The organism is Streptomyces sp. UG1 (genome assembly GCF_049974585.1).
GTDB lineage: Bacteria > Actinomycetota > Actinomycetes > Streptomycetales > Streptomycetaceae > Streptomyces.
Window position 1 is genome coordinate 92,069 of sequence record NZ_JBNGGG010000030.1, and the last position, 16,694, is coordinate 108,762.

A 16,694-nucleotide genomic window follows, 5' to 3' on the forward strand; every position below is an offset into this window, starting at 1 on the left:
ACCGACCAGTGAGCCTCGCCGACAGTCATCCCCGGCAGGACGGGCCCGTCAGGGGCCGCCCCCGCAGCGAGGCCGTGGAGCGGTCCATCATCGAGGGCGTCATCGGACTGCTGGAGGACGGCGTGCCGCTCTCGGAGCTGTCCATCGAGCGCATCGCCCGTACCGCCGGCGTCGGCAAGGCCACCATCTACCGCCGCTGGAACGGCAAGGAGGAGCTGTTCGTCGACGTCGTACGCGCCGCCGAGCCCCCGGATCCCGAACTGCCGGGCACCTCGGTGCGCGACGATCTCGTGACGCTGCTCGAGCAGTTGCGCCGGCGCGGCCTGATGAGCCGTTCGTCGGTGCTGCTGCACAACGTCATCGCGCAGATGAAGCACAGCCCGAAAATCTGGGACGCATATCACGCCATCGTCGTCGAGCCGCGGCGCAGGAGGCAGCACGAGATCCTGCGCCGCGGGCAGGAGAACGGCGAACTGCGCACGGACATCGACGTCGACGTGATGAACGACATCGTCTTCGGCCCGATGCTGGTGCGCGCCGTCATGCGCCCGGACGCCGACCTCCCGGAAGGGCTGGCGGAGCGCATGGTCGACGCGGTGCTGGAGGGTCTACGCCCCGTCAGTTCACCGACCCCGTAGCACGCATGTGCGCGTTTCGTCACAGAGCGCGCTTTCCCCGCGGCAACCGGAACTCGCGCGGCCGACTTGTACGTCCTCGCCCCCGTACGGCCGTCATGAGTACGGCAGGGACGGAGCCGATCATCCCCTAGGGTTTCCTTGGGCGCGGGGGGACGACGGTGTGCACGGCAGGTAGTGAGGCGACGGTATGGCGCAGCAGGCGTACGTGACGGAGACGGACAGCGGAGGCTCGGGACCCGAGCGCCGGGAATCCGGGGTCCGGCGCCTGCTCAATCGCCTGGTCGCGGGATGGCGCGGCGATGTGCGCGTCTGGCGGCGCGGCATCGTACTGGCGGCCCTCGCGGTGATCCTCGCCCTGGTGATGCTGCTGCACGCGCGGATCCCGAACGCCGTCGGCAACCTCGGCAGTCTGACCGAGACGTTCCTGCCCTGGCTGGGCCTGTTCATCCCGGTGCTGCTGGTGCTGGCCCTGGTGCGCAAATCCGCGACCGCGCTGATCGCCGTGCTGGTCCCGGCGATCGTGTGGCTGAACCTCTTCGGCGGCCAGCTCACCGACAAGACCGGCGCCGGCGGCGATCTGACGGTGGCCACGCACAACGTCAACGCCGACAACGCCGATCCGTCCGGCACCGCCCGGGACGTGGCCGCGTCCGGCGCGGACGTGGTGGCCCTGGAGGAGCTGACGGCGGCGGCGGTCCCGACGTACGAGAAGGCGATGGCGTCGACGTACAAGTACCACTCGGTGCAGGGCACGGTCGGGCTGTGGAGCAAGTACCCGCTGAGCGGCGTCAACCCCGTCGACATCGAGCTGGGCTGGACCCGTGCCATGCGGGCCGTGGTGAACGCGCCGTCGGGGCAGCTCGCCGTGTACGTCGCCCATCTGCCGTCGGTGCGGGTGAAGGTGGAGGCCGGGTTCACCGCCCGGCAGCGCGACAAGAGCGCCGACGCGCTGGGCGAGGCCATCGCCGACGAGCCGCAGAGCAAGGTCGTGCTGCTCGGCGACCTGAACGGCACGATGAACGACCGCGCGCTGCGCGCCATCACCGCCCAGATGCGCTCCACTCAGGGCGCTTCTGGCAACGGGATGGGCTTCAGCTGGCCGGCGTCGTTCCCGATGGCGCGGATCGACCAGATCATGGTGAAGGGCGTCGAGCCGATGACCTCCTGGACGCTGCCGCAGACCGGGAGCGACCATCTGCCGGTGGCGGCGCGTGTGAAGGTCGCCACGTCCTCTTAACCGGAGGAATACCTGGCCCTAGAGGGTTTGTTCCGAAGCTGAACATAAGCTGATTACGGAACTCCGCTCCTCCCTCGAAAGGCACGGCTCTCTTCATGCCACTGGCACTGCTCGCCCTCGCCGTCGGCGCCTTCGGCATCGGTACGACCGAGTTCGTGATGATGGGCCTGCTGCCCGAAGTCGCGAACGACCTGCACGTCTCGATCCCCACCGCCGGGCATCTGGTCTCGGCGTACGCGCTGGGCGTCGTCATCGGCGCCCCGCTGCTCGCGGCGGTCACGGCCCGCATGTCCCGCCGCACCGTCCTGATCGGCCTCATGGCCCTGTTCGTGGCGGGCAACGCGCTGTCCGCCCTCGCCCCCGACCACCACTGGCTGGTGGCCGCCCGCTTCCTCAGCGGCCTGCCGCACGGCGCCTTCTTCGGCGTCGGCGCGGTCGTGGCGACGAGCCTGGCGGCGCCGGAGCGCAAGGCACGCTCCGTGTCGCTGATGTTCCTGGGCCTGACGGTGGCCAACGTCGCGGGCGTGCCGGTGGCCACGCTGATGGGGCAGCACCTGGGCTGGCGGGCGACGTTCCTCGGCGTGAGCACGATCGGCCTGGCGGCGATGGCGTCGCTGGCGCTGCTGATCCCGCGCGCCGAGGCGCACGCGGCTCCGGCCGCCGGACTGCGCGGCGAGCTGGCCGCCCTGCGCCCGCTGCCGGTGTGGCTGGCGCTCGGCACGACGGTCGCGGGCTTCGGCGCGCTGTTCGCCGCGTACAGCTACGTCACGCCGATGCTGACCGACGCCGCCGGGTACGCCGAGACCAGTGTGACGCTGCTGCTGGCGCTGTTCGGCGTGGGCGCGACGGCGGGCAATCTGCTGGGCGGCAGGCTGGCGGACCACGCGCTGCGCGGGACGCTGTTCGGCGGGCTGCTGTCCCTGGCCGCGGTGCTGGGGCTGTTCCCGCTGATGATGTCGGCGGCGTGGAGCGCGGCCCTGGCGGTGGCCCTGCTCGGCATGGCGGCCTTCGTGACGGGCTCCCCGCTGCAGCTGATGGTCTTGGAGAAGGCGTCGGCCGCCCCGTCCCTGGCTTCCTCGGCCAACCAGGCCGCGTTCAACCTGGCGAATGCCGGCGGCGCCTGGATCGGGGGGCTGGCCCTTGCGGCGGGGTTCGGGATTACGTCTCCTGCGGTGGCCGGGGCGGGGTTGGCCGTGCTGGGGCTGGGGGTCGCGGGGGTCGCGTACGCGGTGGACAAGCGCCGGGGCGCTCCGCGGGTTGAGCGGGAGCGGGTGGTTGCGGGGCGTGTGCCGGAGCGGGGCGAGGCGGTTCGGCGCTAGCTTCTGTGTGGGCGGTGCGACTACGGATTTGCCGCGCTGTGTAGTTTGTCGGGTGCGGCGCCGTTGTGGCTGGTCGCGCCCACGCGGCGGAGCCGCATATCGATACAGCCCCGCGCCCCTTTGGGGCGCTGCCGAACCGGCGTGTCGGTGACCTGTCGGTAATTTGTCGGTACCGCCTGGCACCGTCGTCCCCATGATGCGAATCGACGACAAGCCGGGCGGCGCGGGCAGCGCCGTCCGCGTGCGGGGGTTGGTCAAGCACTACGGCGAGACCAAGGCTCTGGACGGTGTGGACCTGGATGTGCGTGAGGGCACCGTCATGGGGGTGCTGGGACCGAACGGAGCGGGCAAGACCACCCTGGTGCGGATCCTGTCGACGCTGCTGGCGCCGGACGCCGGGCAGGCGACCGTCGCCGGATACGACGCCGTACGGCAGCCCCGGCAACTGCGCCGGGTGATCGGGCTGACCGGGCAGTACGCGTCCGTGGACGAGAAGCTCCCGGGGTGGGAGAACCTGTACATGATCGGGCGGCTGCTCGATCTGCCCCGCAAGGAGGCACGCGCGCGTGCCGATGCGCTGCTGGAGCGGTTCTCGCTGACCGAGGCCGCCAAGCGGCCCGCCTCCACCTACTCCGGCGGTATGCGGCGGCGGCTGGACCTCGCCGCCTCCATGATCGGGCGGCCTTCCGTCCTCTTCCTGGACGAGCCGACCACGGGACTCGACCCGCGGACCCGCAACGAGGTGTGGGACGAGGTCAAGGCCATGGTCGGGGACGGGGTGACCGTGCTGCTGACCACGCAGTACATGGAGGAGGCCGAGCAACTGGCCGGCGAGCTGACGGTCGTCGACCGAGGCAAGGTCGTCGCGGCCGGCGGCATCGAGGAACTGAAGGCCAAGGTCGGCGGGCGCACGCTCAGGGTCCGCCCGGTCGACGCCCTGCAACTGCGCCCGCTCGCCGGGTACCTCGACGAGCTCGGCATCACCGGGCTCGCCACCACCACCGTGGACACCGCCACCGGCACCCTCCTGGTGCCGATCCTCAGCGACGAGCAGCTCACCGCCGTGGTCGGTGCCATCACCGCGCGCGGGGTCACGCTCGCCTCCGTCACCACCGAACTGCCCAGCCTGGACGAGGTGTTCCTCTCCCTCACCGGCCACCGCGCCAGTGCGCCCCAGGACACCGTGCCCGCCGACGACCGCGAGGAGGTCGCCGTATGAGCGCCACCACCGTCTCCACCAATGACGCCCGCATCCCGCTGCGCGGCCATCTGCGCCACACCGGCGCCCTCGTACGCCGCAACCTGCTGTGGATCCGGCAGGATCCCGAGTCGATGTTCGACGCGCTGCTGATGCCGATCGTCTTCACCCTGCTGTTCGTGTTCGTCTTCGGCGGCTCGATCGGGCAGGCCCTCGGCGGCGGTCAGGACGGGTACGTGCAGTACGTGATCCCCGGCATGATCGCGATGATGAGCATGACGCTGTCGCAGGGCGTCGGCACCGGGTTCAGCCAGGACTTCAACTCCGGCGTCATGGACCGCTTCCGGTCGCTGCCGATCGGACGCGGCTCGGTGCTGTTCGCGAAGATCTCCGTGGAGCTGCTGCGGATGCTGTTCGCGACGACCGTGCTGATGATCGTCTCCGTCCTGGTCGGCTTCGACATCAACAACTGGCCCGGCCTGTTCGCGGCCGTGGGGCTGTCCACGGTGTTCGCCTCGTCGATCATGTGGGTGTTCCTCACCCTCGGCGTGGTCCTGAAGAACGCCCAGTCCGTGCAGGCGATGGGCTTCCTGGTGCTGTTCCCGCTCCAGTTCGGCTCGTCGATCTTCGCGCCGACGAACTCGATGCCGGGCTGGCTGCAGGCCTTCACCGACTACAACCCGCTGTCCACGCTCGCCGACGCCGCGCGCGGGCTGATGGTGGGCGGCCCGGTCGCGCACGACCTGTGGGTGACGCTGGGCTGGTCGGTGGCGATCACGGCGGTGATGGCGCCGGTCGCGATCCACAAGTTCCGTACCAAGAGCTGACGCGGACGCCGTGCTCGCGCGTCAGACGAGGGTGGCGGCCTCCTCGGGGGTCAGGCCGCCGCCCTCCGCGTACGCCGCCTCGAAGGTCTCGTCGCCGAGTGCGGAGCGCAGGGCCCGCTCGGCCTTGGCGTGCGTCTCGCGCTCGATGGACGAAGCGACATGCCCGGCCGGCAGAAACGCGTCGCCGACGGCCAGACAGCGGGCGCCGTCGCACGCGCGGCTCCCGTCGGCGACATGAGCGAGGGCGATCGCGGCGATGTGCAGGTAAAAGGCCCGCATGTGCGGGGCGATGGCCTCGGACAAAGGCTCCGCGGAGCGCTCCAGCGCCTGGCGGACCTTGGCCAGGCAGTCCTCGTACCGGCCGTCGACCGCCTCCACCCAGGCCTCCGAGCCGAGGATGAAGGCGTCGAAGAGGATGAAGTGGGCGATACGGAACTCCTCGCGCAGCAGCCGGAGCTGCTCGCGTGCCTCGGCGATCCGGCCGGTCATGCCGAGCCGGGCGGTGAGGAAGAGCCGGGCGGCGGGCATCCCCTCGTTGCTCACCCCGTCCCTCGCGGCGATCACCTCGCGCAGCATCCGTTCACCGCGCTCGCCCTCCCCGGTCTCCAGCAGCGCGCTGCCGAGCCGGGCCTTGAGCACCGCCCCCTGGGCCCGGGCACCGAGCCGTTCGGCGATCTCGATCGCCGCCTCGTAGTCGGCTCCCGCGATGTCGAAGCGCCCCTTGCGCTCATGGGCCTCGGCCCGCGCGGAGAGCGCCTCGGCGGTGCCCCACAGGTCGCCGAGACGCCGGTAGATCTCCAGCGCCTCGTCGGCGTCGCGGGTGGCATCGCCGGCCCAGTCGCTGCGGTTGGCGAGCAGATTGGCGCGCCAGTGCAGGCCCGCGGCGAGCTCCCACTCGTATCCGGGTGTCTCGCGCGCGGTACGGACGGTGGCGTCGACGACCACCCGCATCCGCTCCATGTCCCCGGTGAGCATGACGGCGAAGACCCACAGGGAGCCGGGGACGCGGCAGGTCTGCGGCATCCCCGGCTCGTAGGTGGCGGCGATGGCCCGCAGCTTCGCCTGCGCCCCGGGGGTCTGCCAGGCGTCCAGCTCGGTGTCCATACAGGCGAGATGAGCCAGGTGGACACCGCGCCGGGCCTCTTCGAGGATCTCCCCGGTCCACGGCGGCGGGGTGTCGGTGCAGCGCTCCCGGACGGGGGCGGCGGGGGTGGCGGGCTCGGCGAACGGGTCGGGGCCGAGGGCCATGACGTCCCGGCACCAGTTGCGGGCCTCGACGCGCAGGTCACGCATCTGCCAGTACCAGACCAGTGACAGGATCAGGCACAGCCCCTCCTGCTCGTCGCGGCCGGCGACCGCGTGCCGCAGGGCGGTGCGCAGGTTCTCGTACTCGCGCTCCAGCCGCTCGATGGCGGCGAACTGACCGGGGCCGCGCAGCAACGGGTCGGTGGTGCGGGCGAGTTCGCGGTAGTACGTCAGATGCGCGCGCTCGGCTCCGGCCCGCCGCCCGGTCTCGTCGAGCCGTTCGCCCGCGTACTCGGCGACGGTCTCCAGCAACCGGTAGCGCATCTCCCCCTCGCCCGAAGGCGCGGCCACGACGAGGGACTTGTCGATGAGGGAGCCCAGCGCCTCCAGTGCGGCGGGTCCGCACACGGCCTCGGCGGCGGCGAGGTCACAGCCGCCGGCGAAGACGGACAGCCGGCGCAGCACCTCCCGTTCGTCCTCGTCCAGCAGCTCCCAGGACCAGTCGACGACGGCCCGCAGGGTCTGCTGGCGGGGCAGGACGGTGCGGCTGCCGGAGGTGAGCAGCAGGAAGCGGTCGTCGAGCCGGTCGGCGATCTGGCGGGGGGTCAGCATGCGCAGGCGGGCGGCGGCGAGTTCGATGGCGAGCGGGAGTCCGTCGAGCCGCCGGCAGATCTCGGCGCAGGCCTCGGGGTCGTCCTCGGTGCTGAACCCGGGCCGGGCGGCGGCCCCGCGGTCGGCGAGCAGCCGCAGTGCGACGGGCTCCGGCAGTGGGTCCACGGGGCGCAGCAACTCCCCCGGTACGCCGAGGGGTTCGCGGCTGGTGGCCAGCACCGTCAGCTCCGGGCAGCGCTCCAGCACCTCCTCCACCAGGCGGGCGGCGGCCTCCACGACATGCTCGCAGTTGTCGAGGATCAGCAGCATGCGGCGCTTGCCGCAGTGCTCGGCGAGCCGCTCCACGGGGTCGTCGTGCCGCTCGTTCGCCGCCCGCATGGCCTCGGCGCCGGCGCCGTACAGCACGGTCTCGCGGGCGCCGACGGCGGTGAGCACGGCCTCCGGTACGGCCTCCGGGTCGTCGACCGGCGCGAGCTCGACCAGCCACACCCCGTCCGGCGCCGCGTCCCGCACGGTCTCGGCGGCCTCCTGCGACAGCCGCGTCTTCCCGGCGCCGCCGGGGCCCAGCAGGGTGACGAGCCGGGCGGTGGCGAGGTCGCCGCGAATGGCATCGATGTCGCCCTCGCGGCCGACGAAGGAGGTGAGGCGGGCGCGGAGGTTGCCGGTGGGTGGGGGCGCTGCGGGCGTGCGCCCCGGACCGTGGGCCTCCGCCTCCGTGCCGTGGCTGCCGCGGGCGGCGCGTACCGGCTCATGGACTGCGGGCATACGCCCCGAACCGCTGGCCTCCACCTCCGAGCCGTGGGCGGCCACCTCCGTGCCGTGGCTGCCGCCGGCAGCGCCGACCGGCTCATGGACTGTGGACATACGCCCCGAACCGCTGGCCTCCGCCTCCGCGCCGTGGGCGGCCACCTCCGTGCCGTGGCTGCCGCCGGCAGCGCCGACCGGCTCATGGACTGCGGGCATACGCCCCGAACCGCTGGCCTCCGCCTCCGCGCCGCGGCTGCCGCGGGCGGCGTCTACCGGCGCATGGGCGCCGGCACCTCGCGTGCCCGAACCGGTCCCGCCCGGGTGCGCGTCCTCCGCCGGCCGGAGCAACTCCCCGTGCAGGGCCCGCAGTTCCGGTCCCGGGTCCGAGCCGAGCCGGTCCGCCAGGAGGTGGCGTACGTCCTCGTAGGCGGCCAGCGCCTCCGCGGTGCGGCCCGCGTCGCGCAGGGCGCGCAGGCGCAGGGCCTGGAGGGGTTCGTCGAGCGGGTGGCCGTCGCACAGGGCGGTCAGCTCGGGCAGGGACTGCTCGGCGTGGCCGAGGGCGAGGGCGGCGGCGTGCCGGGCGCGCAGGGCGTCGAGGCGGCGGGTCTCCTGGCGGGCCGCCTCGGCGGTGCGGTCGGGGAGGTCGGCGAGGGCGGGGCCGCGCCACAGGGCGAGGGCGTCGTCGAGGACGCCGGCCGCCTTGGCGGGGTCGCCGTCGGCCAGTGCGCGCGTGCCCTCGCCGACGAGCCGCTCGAACCGGTGCAGGTCGATCTCGTCGGGCGCGGCGGCGAGCCGGTAGCCGCCCTCCGCCGAGAGGATCGCGTCCGCCCCGAGGGCCCGCCGCAGCCGTCCGACGAGCGCCTGCAGCGCGCCGGTGGCGTCGGCGGGCGGCTGCGCGCCCCACACCTCGTCGACGAGCAGCCCCACGGTCACGGTCCGCCCGCCCCGCAGTGCCAGCACGGTCAGCAGCGCGCGAAGCCGCGCCCCGCCGACCGGGACGGGGCGGCCGTCGGGGCGTAGTGCCTGGGTGGTGCCGAGGATGCGATAGCGCACGGGGTCCATTGTCTCTGGTGGAGTCGGGGGCGGTCACAGGGTTGGCGGGCTCGGCGGGGCGGCCGGGCGCCCATGCCACCGGACCCGGTGGCCCGCCAAAGCCCCATGTCCCGTGTCCCCCACCCTCTCCGGAACCACCACCCCACCGCGAGACGTTTTCCCCGTACGCTCGTACGCCCGGTACCGTCGGGCAGGTCCTTCCGCCCCGTCCCCCAGGAGCCCGTCCCCATGACGACCGCCCTCAGCCGCCGCAGCGAGCGGCGGATCAGCCCCGTCTTCCTCGGGATTCTGGCCGTCATGACGGTGACGGGCTGGGCCACCTGGACCGGGTTCGCCGAGCAGCCCGGGCTGGCGGTGTTCCTGTTCGTGACGACCGCGTGGATCGTGTCGCTGTGTCTGCACGAATACGCACACGCGCGTACCGCCCTGCACAGCGGTGACATCTCGATCGGCGCGAAGGGCTATCTCACGCTCAACCCGCTGAAGTACACGCACGCGCTGCTCAGCATCGTGCTCCCGGTGATCTTCGTGATCATGGGCGGCATCGGTCTTCCCGGCGGTGCCGTCTTCATCGAGCGCGCGCGGATCCGGGGGCGCTGGCGGCACAGTCTGATCTCGGCCGCGGGGCCGCTGACCAACGTGCTCTTCGCCGTCGTGTGCACCGCGCCGTTCTGGCTGGACGCGCTGGACGGCGTGCCGCGGGACTTCCGGTTCGCGCTCGCCTTCCTCGCGCTGCTCCAGGTCACGGCCGCGATCCTGAACTTCCTGCCGGTCCCGGGCCTGGACGGCTACGGCGTGATCGAGCCCTGGCTGTCGCACGGCATCAGGCGGCAGGTGGAGCCGTTCGCCCCGTTCGGCCTGCTCTTCGTGTTCGCGCTGCTGTGGGTGCCGTCGATCAACGTCGCGTTCTTCGACGTGATCGACGCGTTGCTGCGCGGCCTGGGCATCAGCGACTTCGAGACGTACTGCGGCTACGACCTGTTCCGCTTCTGGCGGGAGTCGAACGAGCTGTGCTCGATCAGCTCGTGACGGAGTCCCGCCGGGCGTCCCTGGCCCGCCTGACGTAGTACCACGTCATGTTCGACGACAGCCCCGCGAGCAGCACCCACACGATCCCGAGCCAGCTTCCCTGGGAGAAGGACACGACCGCCGCGGCCACGGCGAGCACACAGACAATCAGGGCATAGACACCAAGGCGCGGCATTTCACTCGGCTCCTTCGGGGGACACTGCTACGCCGACCAGTGTCCCCCATCGCCTCATACGTCCGTGACGCGGAGCCCCGCGTGTGCCTTGTAGCGGCGGTTCACCGAGATCAGGTTCGCGACCAGCGACTCCACCTGGTGGGCGTTGCGCAGCCGCCCCGAGAAGATGCCGCGCATGCCGGGGATGCGGCCGGCCAGCGCCTGGACGATCTCCACGTCCGCGCGCACCTCGCCGAGGACCATCACATCGGTGTCGATCTCCTCGATCTCCGGGTCCTGGAGCAGGACCGCCGACAGGTGGTGGAAGGCCGCCGTCACCCGGGACTCCGGCAGCAGGGCGGCGGCCTGCTCGGCGGCGCTGCCCTCCTCGGGCTTGAGCGCGTAGGCGCCCTTCTTGTCGAAGCCGAGCGGATTGACGCAGTCGACGACCAGCTTGCCGGCCAGCTCCTCGCGCAGGGATTCGAGGGTCTTGCCGTGGCCCTCCCACGGTACGGCGACGATCACGAGGTCGCTGCGCCGGGCGCACTCGGCGTTGTCGGCGCCCTCGACACCGTGCCCGAGCTCGTCGGCGGCGGCCTGCGCGCGCTCGGCGGCCCGGGAGCCGATGATCACCTTCTGCCCGGCCCGGGCGAGCCGGTAGGCGAGGCCCTTGCCCTGCGGCCCGGTCCCGCCGAGCACGCCGACGACGAGCCCGGAGACGTCGGGAAGGTCCCAGGGGTCCTTGGCCGGGGCCTTCGCGGGGGCGTCGGTGGGCTGCTGTGCACTGTCGGTAGAGGTCATGGGCCGACTTTACGTCCGCCCCGCCCGACCCCGATGGGTCAGGTGAGGTCCGTCACGGGCACCCGCCTGAAGGTGATGGTCTCGTACGGGCCGAAGTCGCCGGTCTCGTACAGCAGTCCGACCGTGTCGGCGTCGATCCGTACGAGGTCCGAGTACGCGGCGGGCAGCCCGTCCGCCGTGTGCGCGGAGCGCCAGGTGACGCCGCCGTCGGTGGAGGCGCGGATGGTCATCAGGGCGCGGGCGGCGGGGTCGGCGGGGCCGGAGTAGAGCAGGACGTCGGGGTCGCGCAGTTGCAGGATGCTGGCCTCGCAGATGGGGGCGGTGAGGCCGGCCTGCGGGCGGAAGGGCTTCACCAGGGTCTCGCCGCCGTCCTGCGAGTACGCGTCGGCGCGGTTGCCGGGGGACGGGCTGTCGTTGCGGGTGTTGAAGTAGACGCGGCCGTCGGGGAGTTCGGCGGCGGTGGTCTCGTTGACGTTGATGTAGCCGTCGGTGTTCTCGTCGACGTAGCCGATGCGCCAGGTCTCGCCCCGGTCGTCGCTGAGCAGGCAGTGGCCGCTGTTGTACCGGGCCTCGGTGCCGATGTCGGTGCCGGTGGGCGGGACGGTGTGGTTGGCGGGGACGACGACCCGGCCGGTGCCGAGCTGAATGGCGTGGCCGGGTGTGGTGGCGTACCACCGCCACTCCGGCCGCTTCACCTGCGCGGTGATCTCCCTCGAGGTGGACCAGGTGACGCCGTCGTCGTCGCTGTACCGCACCCAGATCCGGCGGCCGTCGGCGTCGGAGACCTCGCCACGCAGGATGCCGGCCTCGGTGGCGTCGGCGTGGTTGCGGAGGTAGACGAGCAGGACGCGACCGGTGTCGAGGACTACGGGGGCGGGGTTGCCGGCTAGGTGCCAGCTGTTGTCGGCGGCCACCTCGAGGGGTCCCCAGGTGCGACCGCCGTCCGTCGAGCGCTTCAGCACGATGTCGATGTGCCCGTGGTCGGCGGCGGAGTCCACCCGGCCCTCGCAGAAGGCGAGGAGGGTCCCGGCGGCGGTGGCGACGACAGCCGGGATCCGGAAGCTCGCGTAGCCCTCACGGCCGGCGCGGAACGGGACGCTGGTCTCTGTCATGGGGACTCCTCGGATGGCCGATTCACGCGGCGGGCATCACACGGCGGGTATCACATGGTGGGCGGTCGCGCGGGATAACGAAGGCCTCTGCCCAGGTTGGGCGAATTCGTGGTGAACTCCGGGTCACGAGTGGTCGGTTACGGCAGGATGCGGCCGTATGGATGCCGTCCGTGTCGCGTTGCTGCGCGAAGTGCTCGCCGGGACCGAGTGGCTGGGGGCGACCCGGCGGTTCGCGGGGGCGCTGCGGGGGTCGGCGGTGGCGCACGGGGGCGGGCTGTTACTGGTCGGCACGCGGGAGTACGAGCCGTGGCACCTGGCGGCGCATCTGGTGGACGAGGCCGCGTGGTCGGGGACGCCGGAGCTGGCCCCGACCCTCGTACGGCATGACGCGCGCGCCTCGGATCCGGCCCATCTGGCGGTCGGCCTAGGGCGGCTGGCGGCGGCGCGGCGCGGGGAGACGCTGCTGGTGGTGTCGCCGGAGGGGCCGGGGGCACCGCTGCTGGAACGGGTGCACGACGTGCGGCGGGCCGGGGCGACGGTGCTGGCGCTCGGCTGCGGCGAGGGCGAACTGACGGCGATGGCCCACGAGCGACTGGTCGTGCCGCAGGGCGCGGAGCTGGATCTGGACACGGTGCAGCACCTGGTGAGCGCGGCGGCCGGCGAGAACACGGTGCCCTCCGCCCGGGGGCGCCGCCGCTGGCGGGACCGGCTGTCCCGGCTGGCGGAGTCGCTGACGGCACCGCCTCCGCCGCGCTGGTAGTGCGCCCGCGGGCCCGCAAAACCGGTTGCCTCCGGCTACCGCGCCCTTCGAACATGACCCTTCGTGACCGACGACTCCCCCACCCCCTCCCGGCTTAGGGCCGTACTCCCCGACCTCGCGCCCTGGCGGGCCTCCGCAGACTTCCGGCGGCTGTGGCTGTCGGGGCTGATCTCGTTCTTCGGGAGTTTTCTGACCTTCGTCGCGCTGCCGGTGCAGATCAAGGAGCTCACCGGGTCGGCGGCGGCGGTCGGGGCGATCGGGGCCGTGGAGCTGGTGCCGCTGGTGGCGTTCGGGCTGTACGGGGGCGCGCTCGCCGACGCCGTCGACAAGCGGAAGCTGATCGTGTGGACGGAGGCCGGGCAGGCGCTGCTCAGCGCGGTGCTGCTGCTCAACGCGCTGCTGCCGAGCCCCGCGATCTGGCCGCTGTACGTCGTCGCCGCGCTGTCCTCCGCGCTGGTCTCGGTCCAGCGGCCCGCCCTCGACGCGCTGTGGCCCCGGATCGTGGCCCATGAGCACCTTCCGGCGGCCGCCTCCCTCAACGCGCTGCGCTGGCAGGTCGGCGGTGTCGCCGGCCCGGCGCTCGCGGGCGTGGTCGTCGCCTACGCGGGGCTCGGGTGGGCCTACGGGGCGGACCTGCTGACCTTCGTCGTCTCGCTCGCCTTCGTCCTCGGCATCGCCCCCTCCCCCGCCTCCCACGAGGCCGCCAAACCCTCCCTGAAGGCCATCGTCGAAGGCGCCCGGTACGCCTGGAGCCGCAAGGAGCTGCTCGGCACATACGTCATCGACATCGCGGCGATGTTCTTCGCGATGCCGCTCGCCGTACTGCCCTTCCTCGCGGACGAGTTGAACGCCCCGTGGGCCCTCGGGCTGATGTACGCCGCCGTCCCGGCCGGTGCGATGCTGGTGAGCCTGACCAGCGGCTGGACCTCGCGGGTGCACCGGCACGGGCGGGCGGTGGTCGTGTCGGCGGCGCTGTGGGGCGTGGCCATCGCGGCCGCCGGTGTCTGTGGCAGCGTGTGGCTGGTGCTGCTGTTCCTGACCCTCGGTGGCGCCGCCGACATGGTCAGCGGCATCTTCCGCGGGGTGATGTGGAACCAGACGATCCCCGACGAGCTGCGCGGCCGGCTGGCCGGGATCGAGCTGCTGTCGTACTCGGTCGGCCCGCAGCTCGGCCAGACCTACGTGGGCGGCATCGCCGCCTGGCAGGGCGTTCGGACGTCCATCTGGTCGGGCGGGGTGCTGTGCGTGGGCGCGGTGGGGCTGCTGGCGCTGTGCCTGCCGAAGCTGATGACGTACGACGCCCGCACGAACGAGCACGCGGTACGGGTGCGGGAGCAGCGGGCGGCGGCGGGGGCACCGGCCGAGGCGTGATCAGTCCTCGTCCGCCGGGCCGGTCGGGGCGTCGTGCCAGCGCGGGTCGTTCTCCCACTCGAGGTTGCGCTCCCGCGCGAGATCCATCGCGTGCTGGGCCTCCTGGCGGCTGACGTACGGGCCGAAGCGGTCCTTGGCCGGGCACTCGGGGCCCTCCTCGACCTTCTTGTGGACGAGGCAGTAGTACCACTCGCCCGGCTTCCCGACCGTGCGCTTCTTGAACAGGGCCATGACCGGCTCCTTTCGCCTGGGATCGCCACCGACATCGTCCCCCATCGCCGCTGTCTTAGACTCGCTGGCATGTCTGGCCAGTCGCTGCTCGTACCAGGGGAGCTGTCTCCCACCCGTTCCGTACCCGGAAACATCCGCCGGCCCGAGTATGTCGGCAAGCCCGCGCCGACCCCGTACTCGGGTCCGGAGGTGCAGACCCCGGAAACCGTCGAGGCGATGCGGGTCGCCGGACGGATCGCCGCGCGGGCGATGGCCGAGGCGGCGAAGCTGATCGCGCCCGGCGTGACCACGGACGAGCTGGACAAGGTGGCGCACGAGTACATGTGCGACCACGGCGCCTACCCCTCGACGCTCGGCTACCGCAACTTCCCCAAGTCCCTGTGCACGAGCGTCAACGAGGTGATCTGCCACGGCATCCCGGACTCCACGGTCCTGCGCGACGGCGACATCATCAACCTCGACGTGACGGCGTACATCGGCGGGGTGCACGGCGACAACAACGCCACGTACCTGGTGGGCGACGTGGACGAGGAGAGCCGTCTGCTGGTGGAGCGCACCCGCGAGTCCCTCAACCGCGCGATCAAGGCGGTCAAGCCGGGCCGCCAGATCAATGTCATCGGCCGCGTGATCGAGTCGTACGCCAAGCGCTTCGGCTACGGCGTGGTCCGCGACTTCACCGGCCACGGCATCAACTCGTCCTTCCACTCGGGCCTGATCATCCCGCACTACGACAGCCCGCACGCGACGACGGTGATCCAGCCGGGGATGACCTTCACGATCGAGCCGATGCTGACACTGGGCACCCACGAGTACGACATGTGGGACGACGGCTGGACGGTCGTCACGAAGGACCGCAAGCGCACCGCTCAGTTCGAGCACACGCTGGTGGTGACGGAGACCGGCGCGGAGATCCTGACACTGCCGTAGCCGAAACGGACACAAGACCCGTCCTCTGCGGAGGGCGGGTTTTCTCGGTACGCTTTTACCGACAGGGCGTCGGCAAACCTATTGACTTAGGTAAGCCTAACCTCAGAAAATGCTGCCATGGACTCCTTCTCCACAGTCATCCGCACCGCCTCCCACGAAGAGCACACCGAGGCGGAGACCTCGACGTTCATGAGCGACATGCTCGGCGGCAGGCTGGGCGTGGACGCGTACGCGCGGTACACCGAGCAGTTGTGGTTCGTGTACGAGGCCCTGGAGGCCGGCGCCGAGCGGCTGGCGTCGGACCCGGTGGCCGGCCCGTTCATCCGGCCGGAGCTGTTCCGGCTGGCGTCGCTGGAGCGGGACCTGGCGCATCTGCGGGGTCCTCGGTGGCGCGCGGGGCTGTCGGCGCTCCCGGCCACCCGCGCCTACGCGGACCGGGTGCGCGAGTGCGCCGCGGGCTGGCCGGCCGGCTATGTCGCCCACCACTACACCCGCTACCTCGGCGACCTCTCCGGCGGGCAGATCATCCGCGACAAGGCGGAGCGCACGTGGGGCTTCGCCCGCAAGGGCGACGGGGTCCGGTTCTACGTCTTCGAGGACATCCCCAACCCGGCGGCGTTCAAGCGGGGTTACCGCGAACTGCTGGACGCGGTGCGCGCGGACGACCTGGAGAAGCAGCGGATCGTCGCGGAGTGCAAGCGGGCGTTCGCGCTGAACACGGCCGTGTTCCGGGCGCTGGGCGAGGAGTTCCCGCTGTCGGCGTGAGGCGGTCTCAGCGCTCCAGGACCACCCGGCCGCCGAGTTCCACCCAGTCGCCGGGCTGCGGCGCGGTCAGCAGTTGTGAGCCCGAGCCCTGCGTGATGTTGAGCGCCCGGCCCAACCGGTGGGTGAGCTGGATGGCCGCCGCGCCCGTCGCCTCGTCCTCCTCCACTCCGTCACCCCGACCGGGAAACCCTCGGGCACGCACCCGCCCGGCGGCCTCGTCCTCCCAGGCCCAGGCGTAGATCCACTCCCCCGGCGGGGGCACGGCGAGATCGTCGACCTCGCCCGCACTCCCGTACTGCCGCAACGTGCGCGGTAGCGCCCACTCCGGCCGGGCCTCGATCCAGCAGAACTCCCCGTCGACCCTGGCCCCCACCACCCCGGCGGGCGTGACCAGTTCGGGGACGTCGAGCAGCCAGGCCGTACCGACGCACGGATACCCGGCGAAGGGCAGCCGTACGGAGGGCGTGTAGATGTCGATGATCCCGCGCTCGGGGTCGTCCACGAACACGGTCTCGCTGAACCCGAGTTTCGCCGCGAACGCCTGCCGCTGCTCGGGGTCCGGCAGTACGGACCCCTCGCGGACGACGCCGAGTTCATTGCCGTATCCACCGGTCGGCCCGCAGAAGACGCGGAGGACGTCGTAGTCAGTCACGGGAAAATTGAAGCAT

At 72.1% G+C, this 16,694-nt stretch carries 16 protein-coding genes; 10 read left to right on the top strand and 6 right to left on the bottom strand.

Going from position 1 to position 16,694, the window contains the following annotated elements; all coding sequences use genetic code 11:
- The first annotated feature begins 8 nt into the window (after window positions 1-8).
- From ACP4J3_RS30640 to ACP4J3_RS30660, 5 genes are all read left to right on the top strand, one after another.
- Complete coding sequence (locus ACP4J3_RS30640) at window positions 9-638, top strand: TetR/AcrR family transcriptional regulator (RefSeq protein ID WP_426539311.1); 630 nt, start codon at window positions 9-11, stop codon at window positions 636-638.
- Window positions 639-825: 187 nt separating this feature from the next.
- Window positions 826-1,875 (top strand): endonuclease/exonuclease/phosphatase family protein, encoded by a 1,050-nt coding sequence (locus tag ACP4J3_RS30645; RefSeq protein WP_426539312.1) that lies wholly within the window; start codon window positions 826-828, stop codon window positions 1,873-1,875.
- Between the two features lie 95 nt (window positions 1,876-1,970).
- Window positions 1,971-3,194 (top strand): MFS transporter, encoded by a 1,224-nt coding sequence (locus ACP4J3_RS30650; protein ID WP_426539313.1) that lies wholly within the window; start codon window positions 1,971-1,973, stop codon window positions 3,192-3,194.
- A 193-nt stretch (window positions 3,195-3,387) separates the two neighbouring features.
- Window positions 3,388-4,413, top strand: coding sequence for an ATP-binding cassette domain-containing protein (locus ACP4J3_RS30655; RefSeq protein ID WP_426539314.1), 1,026 nt, complete (start codon window positions 3,388-3,390; stop codon window positions 4,411-4,413).
- Window positions 4,410-5,219, top strand: coding sequence for an ABC transporter permease (locus ACP4J3_RS30660; protein ID WP_426539315.1), 810 nt, complete (start codon window positions 4,410-4,412; stop codon window positions 5,217-5,219). Before ACP4J3_RS30655 ends, ACP4J3_RS30660 begins: the two co-directional genes overlap by 4 nt.
- 21 nt (window positions 5,220-5,240) lie before the next feature.
- Here ACP4J3_RS30660 and ACP4J3_RS30665 read toward each other — a convergent pair whose 3' ends face one another.
- Window positions 5,241-8,885, bottom strand: coding sequence for an AfsR/SARP family transcriptional regulator (locus ACP4J3_RS30665; protein WP_426539316.1), 3,645 nt, complete (start codon window positions 8,883-8,885; stop codon window positions 5,241-5,243).
- 219 nt (window positions 8,886-9,104) lie between these two features.
- Here ACP4J3_RS30665 and ACP4J3_RS30670 point away from each other — a divergent pair, with 219 nt between their 5' ends.
- Window positions 9,105-9,905: a site-2 protease family protein gene (locus ACP4J3_RS30670; RefSeq protein WP_426539317.1), complete on the top strand. Its 801-nt coding sequence runs from the start codon at window positions 9,105-9,107 to the stop codon at window positions 9,903-9,905.
- On the opposite strand, the gene ACP4J3_RS30675 is transcribed toward ACP4J3_RS30670, so the two are convergent.
- The 3 genes from ACP4J3_RS30675 to ACP4J3_RS30685 are packed head-to-tail and all read right to left on the bottom strand — an operon-like array spanning window position 9,895 to window position 11,972.
- Window positions 9,895-10,080 carry a hypothetical protein gene (locus ACP4J3_RS30675; RefSeq protein ID WP_426539319.1) on the bottom strand — a complete coding sequence of 62 codons (186 nt, stop codon included), beginning with the start codon at window positions 10,078-10,080 and terminating at the stop codon, window positions 9,895-9,897. The genes ACP4J3_RS30670 and ACP4J3_RS30675 overlap by 11 nt on opposite strands.
- A gap of 54 nt (window positions 10,081-10,134) precedes the next feature.
- Window positions 10,135-10,860, bottom strand: a complete 726-nt coding sequence (npdG, locus tag ACP4J3_RS30680) for an NADPH-dependent F420 reductase (RefSeq protein ID WP_426539321.1) — start codon at window positions 10,858-10,860, stop codon at window positions 10,135-10,137.
- A 38-nt stretch (window positions 10,861-10,898) separates the two neighbouring features.
- Complete coding sequence (locus ACP4J3_RS30685; RefSeq protein WP_426539322.1) at window positions 10,899-11,972, bottom strand: sialidase family protein; 1,074 nt, start codon at window positions 11,970-11,972, stop codon at window positions 10,899-10,901.
- Window positions 11,973-12,129: 157 nt separating this feature from the next.
- Between ACP4J3_RS30685 and ACP4J3_RS30690 the strand changes: the two genes are divergently transcribed.
- The gene (locus ACP4J3_RS30690; RefSeq protein ID WP_426539323.1) at window positions 12,130-12,732 is read left to right on the top strand and encodes a methionine biosynthesis protein MetW; all 603 of its coding nucleotides are present in this window, start codon (window positions 12,130-12,132) and stop codon (window positions 12,730-12,732) included.
- 63 nt (window positions 12,733-12,795) lie between these two features.
- Window positions 12,796-14,103, top strand: a complete 1,308-nt coding sequence (locus ACP4J3_RS30695; protein ID WP_426539324.1) for an MFS transporter — start codon at window positions 12,796-12,798, stop codon at window positions 14,101-14,103.
- Here the strand turns inward: ACP4J3_RS30695 and ACP4J3_RS30700 are convergent, their stop codons facing one another.
- The gene (locus ACP4J3_RS30700; protein ID WP_426539325.1) at window positions 14,104-14,334 is read right to left on the bottom strand and encodes a hypothetical protein; all 231 of its coding nucleotides are present in this window, start codon (window positions 14,332-14,334) and stop codon (window positions 14,104-14,106) included.
- Between the two features lie 69 nt (window positions 14,335-14,403).
- Between ACP4J3_RS30700 and map the strand changes: the two genes are divergently transcribed.
- Together map and ACP4J3_RS30710 are read left to right on the top strand one after the other, a co-directional pair.
- Window positions 14,404-15,261: a type I methionyl aminopeptidase gene (gene map / locus ACP4J3_RS30705; RefSeq protein WP_426539326.1), complete on the top strand. Its 858-nt coding sequence runs from the start codon at window positions 14,404-14,406 to the stop codon at window positions 15,259-15,261.
- Window positions 15,262-15,378: 117 nt separating this feature from the next.
- The gene (locus ACP4J3_RS30710; protein ID WP_426539327.1) at window positions 15,379-16,026 is read left to right on the top strand and encodes a heme oxygenase (biliverdin-producing); all 648 of its coding nucleotides are present in this window, start codon (window positions 15,379-15,381) and stop codon (window positions 16,024-16,026) included.
- Window positions 16,027-16,033: 7 nt separating this feature from the next.
- On the opposite strand, the gene ACP4J3_RS30715 is transcribed toward ACP4J3_RS30710, so the two are convergent.
- Entirely contained in the window at window positions 16,034-16,678 is a 645-nt protein-coding gene (locus tag ACP4J3_RS30715; RefSeq protein ID WP_426539328.1) for a PhzF family phenazine biosynthesis protein, read from the bottom strand.
- Window positions 16,679-16,694 lie beyond the last annotated feature (16 nt).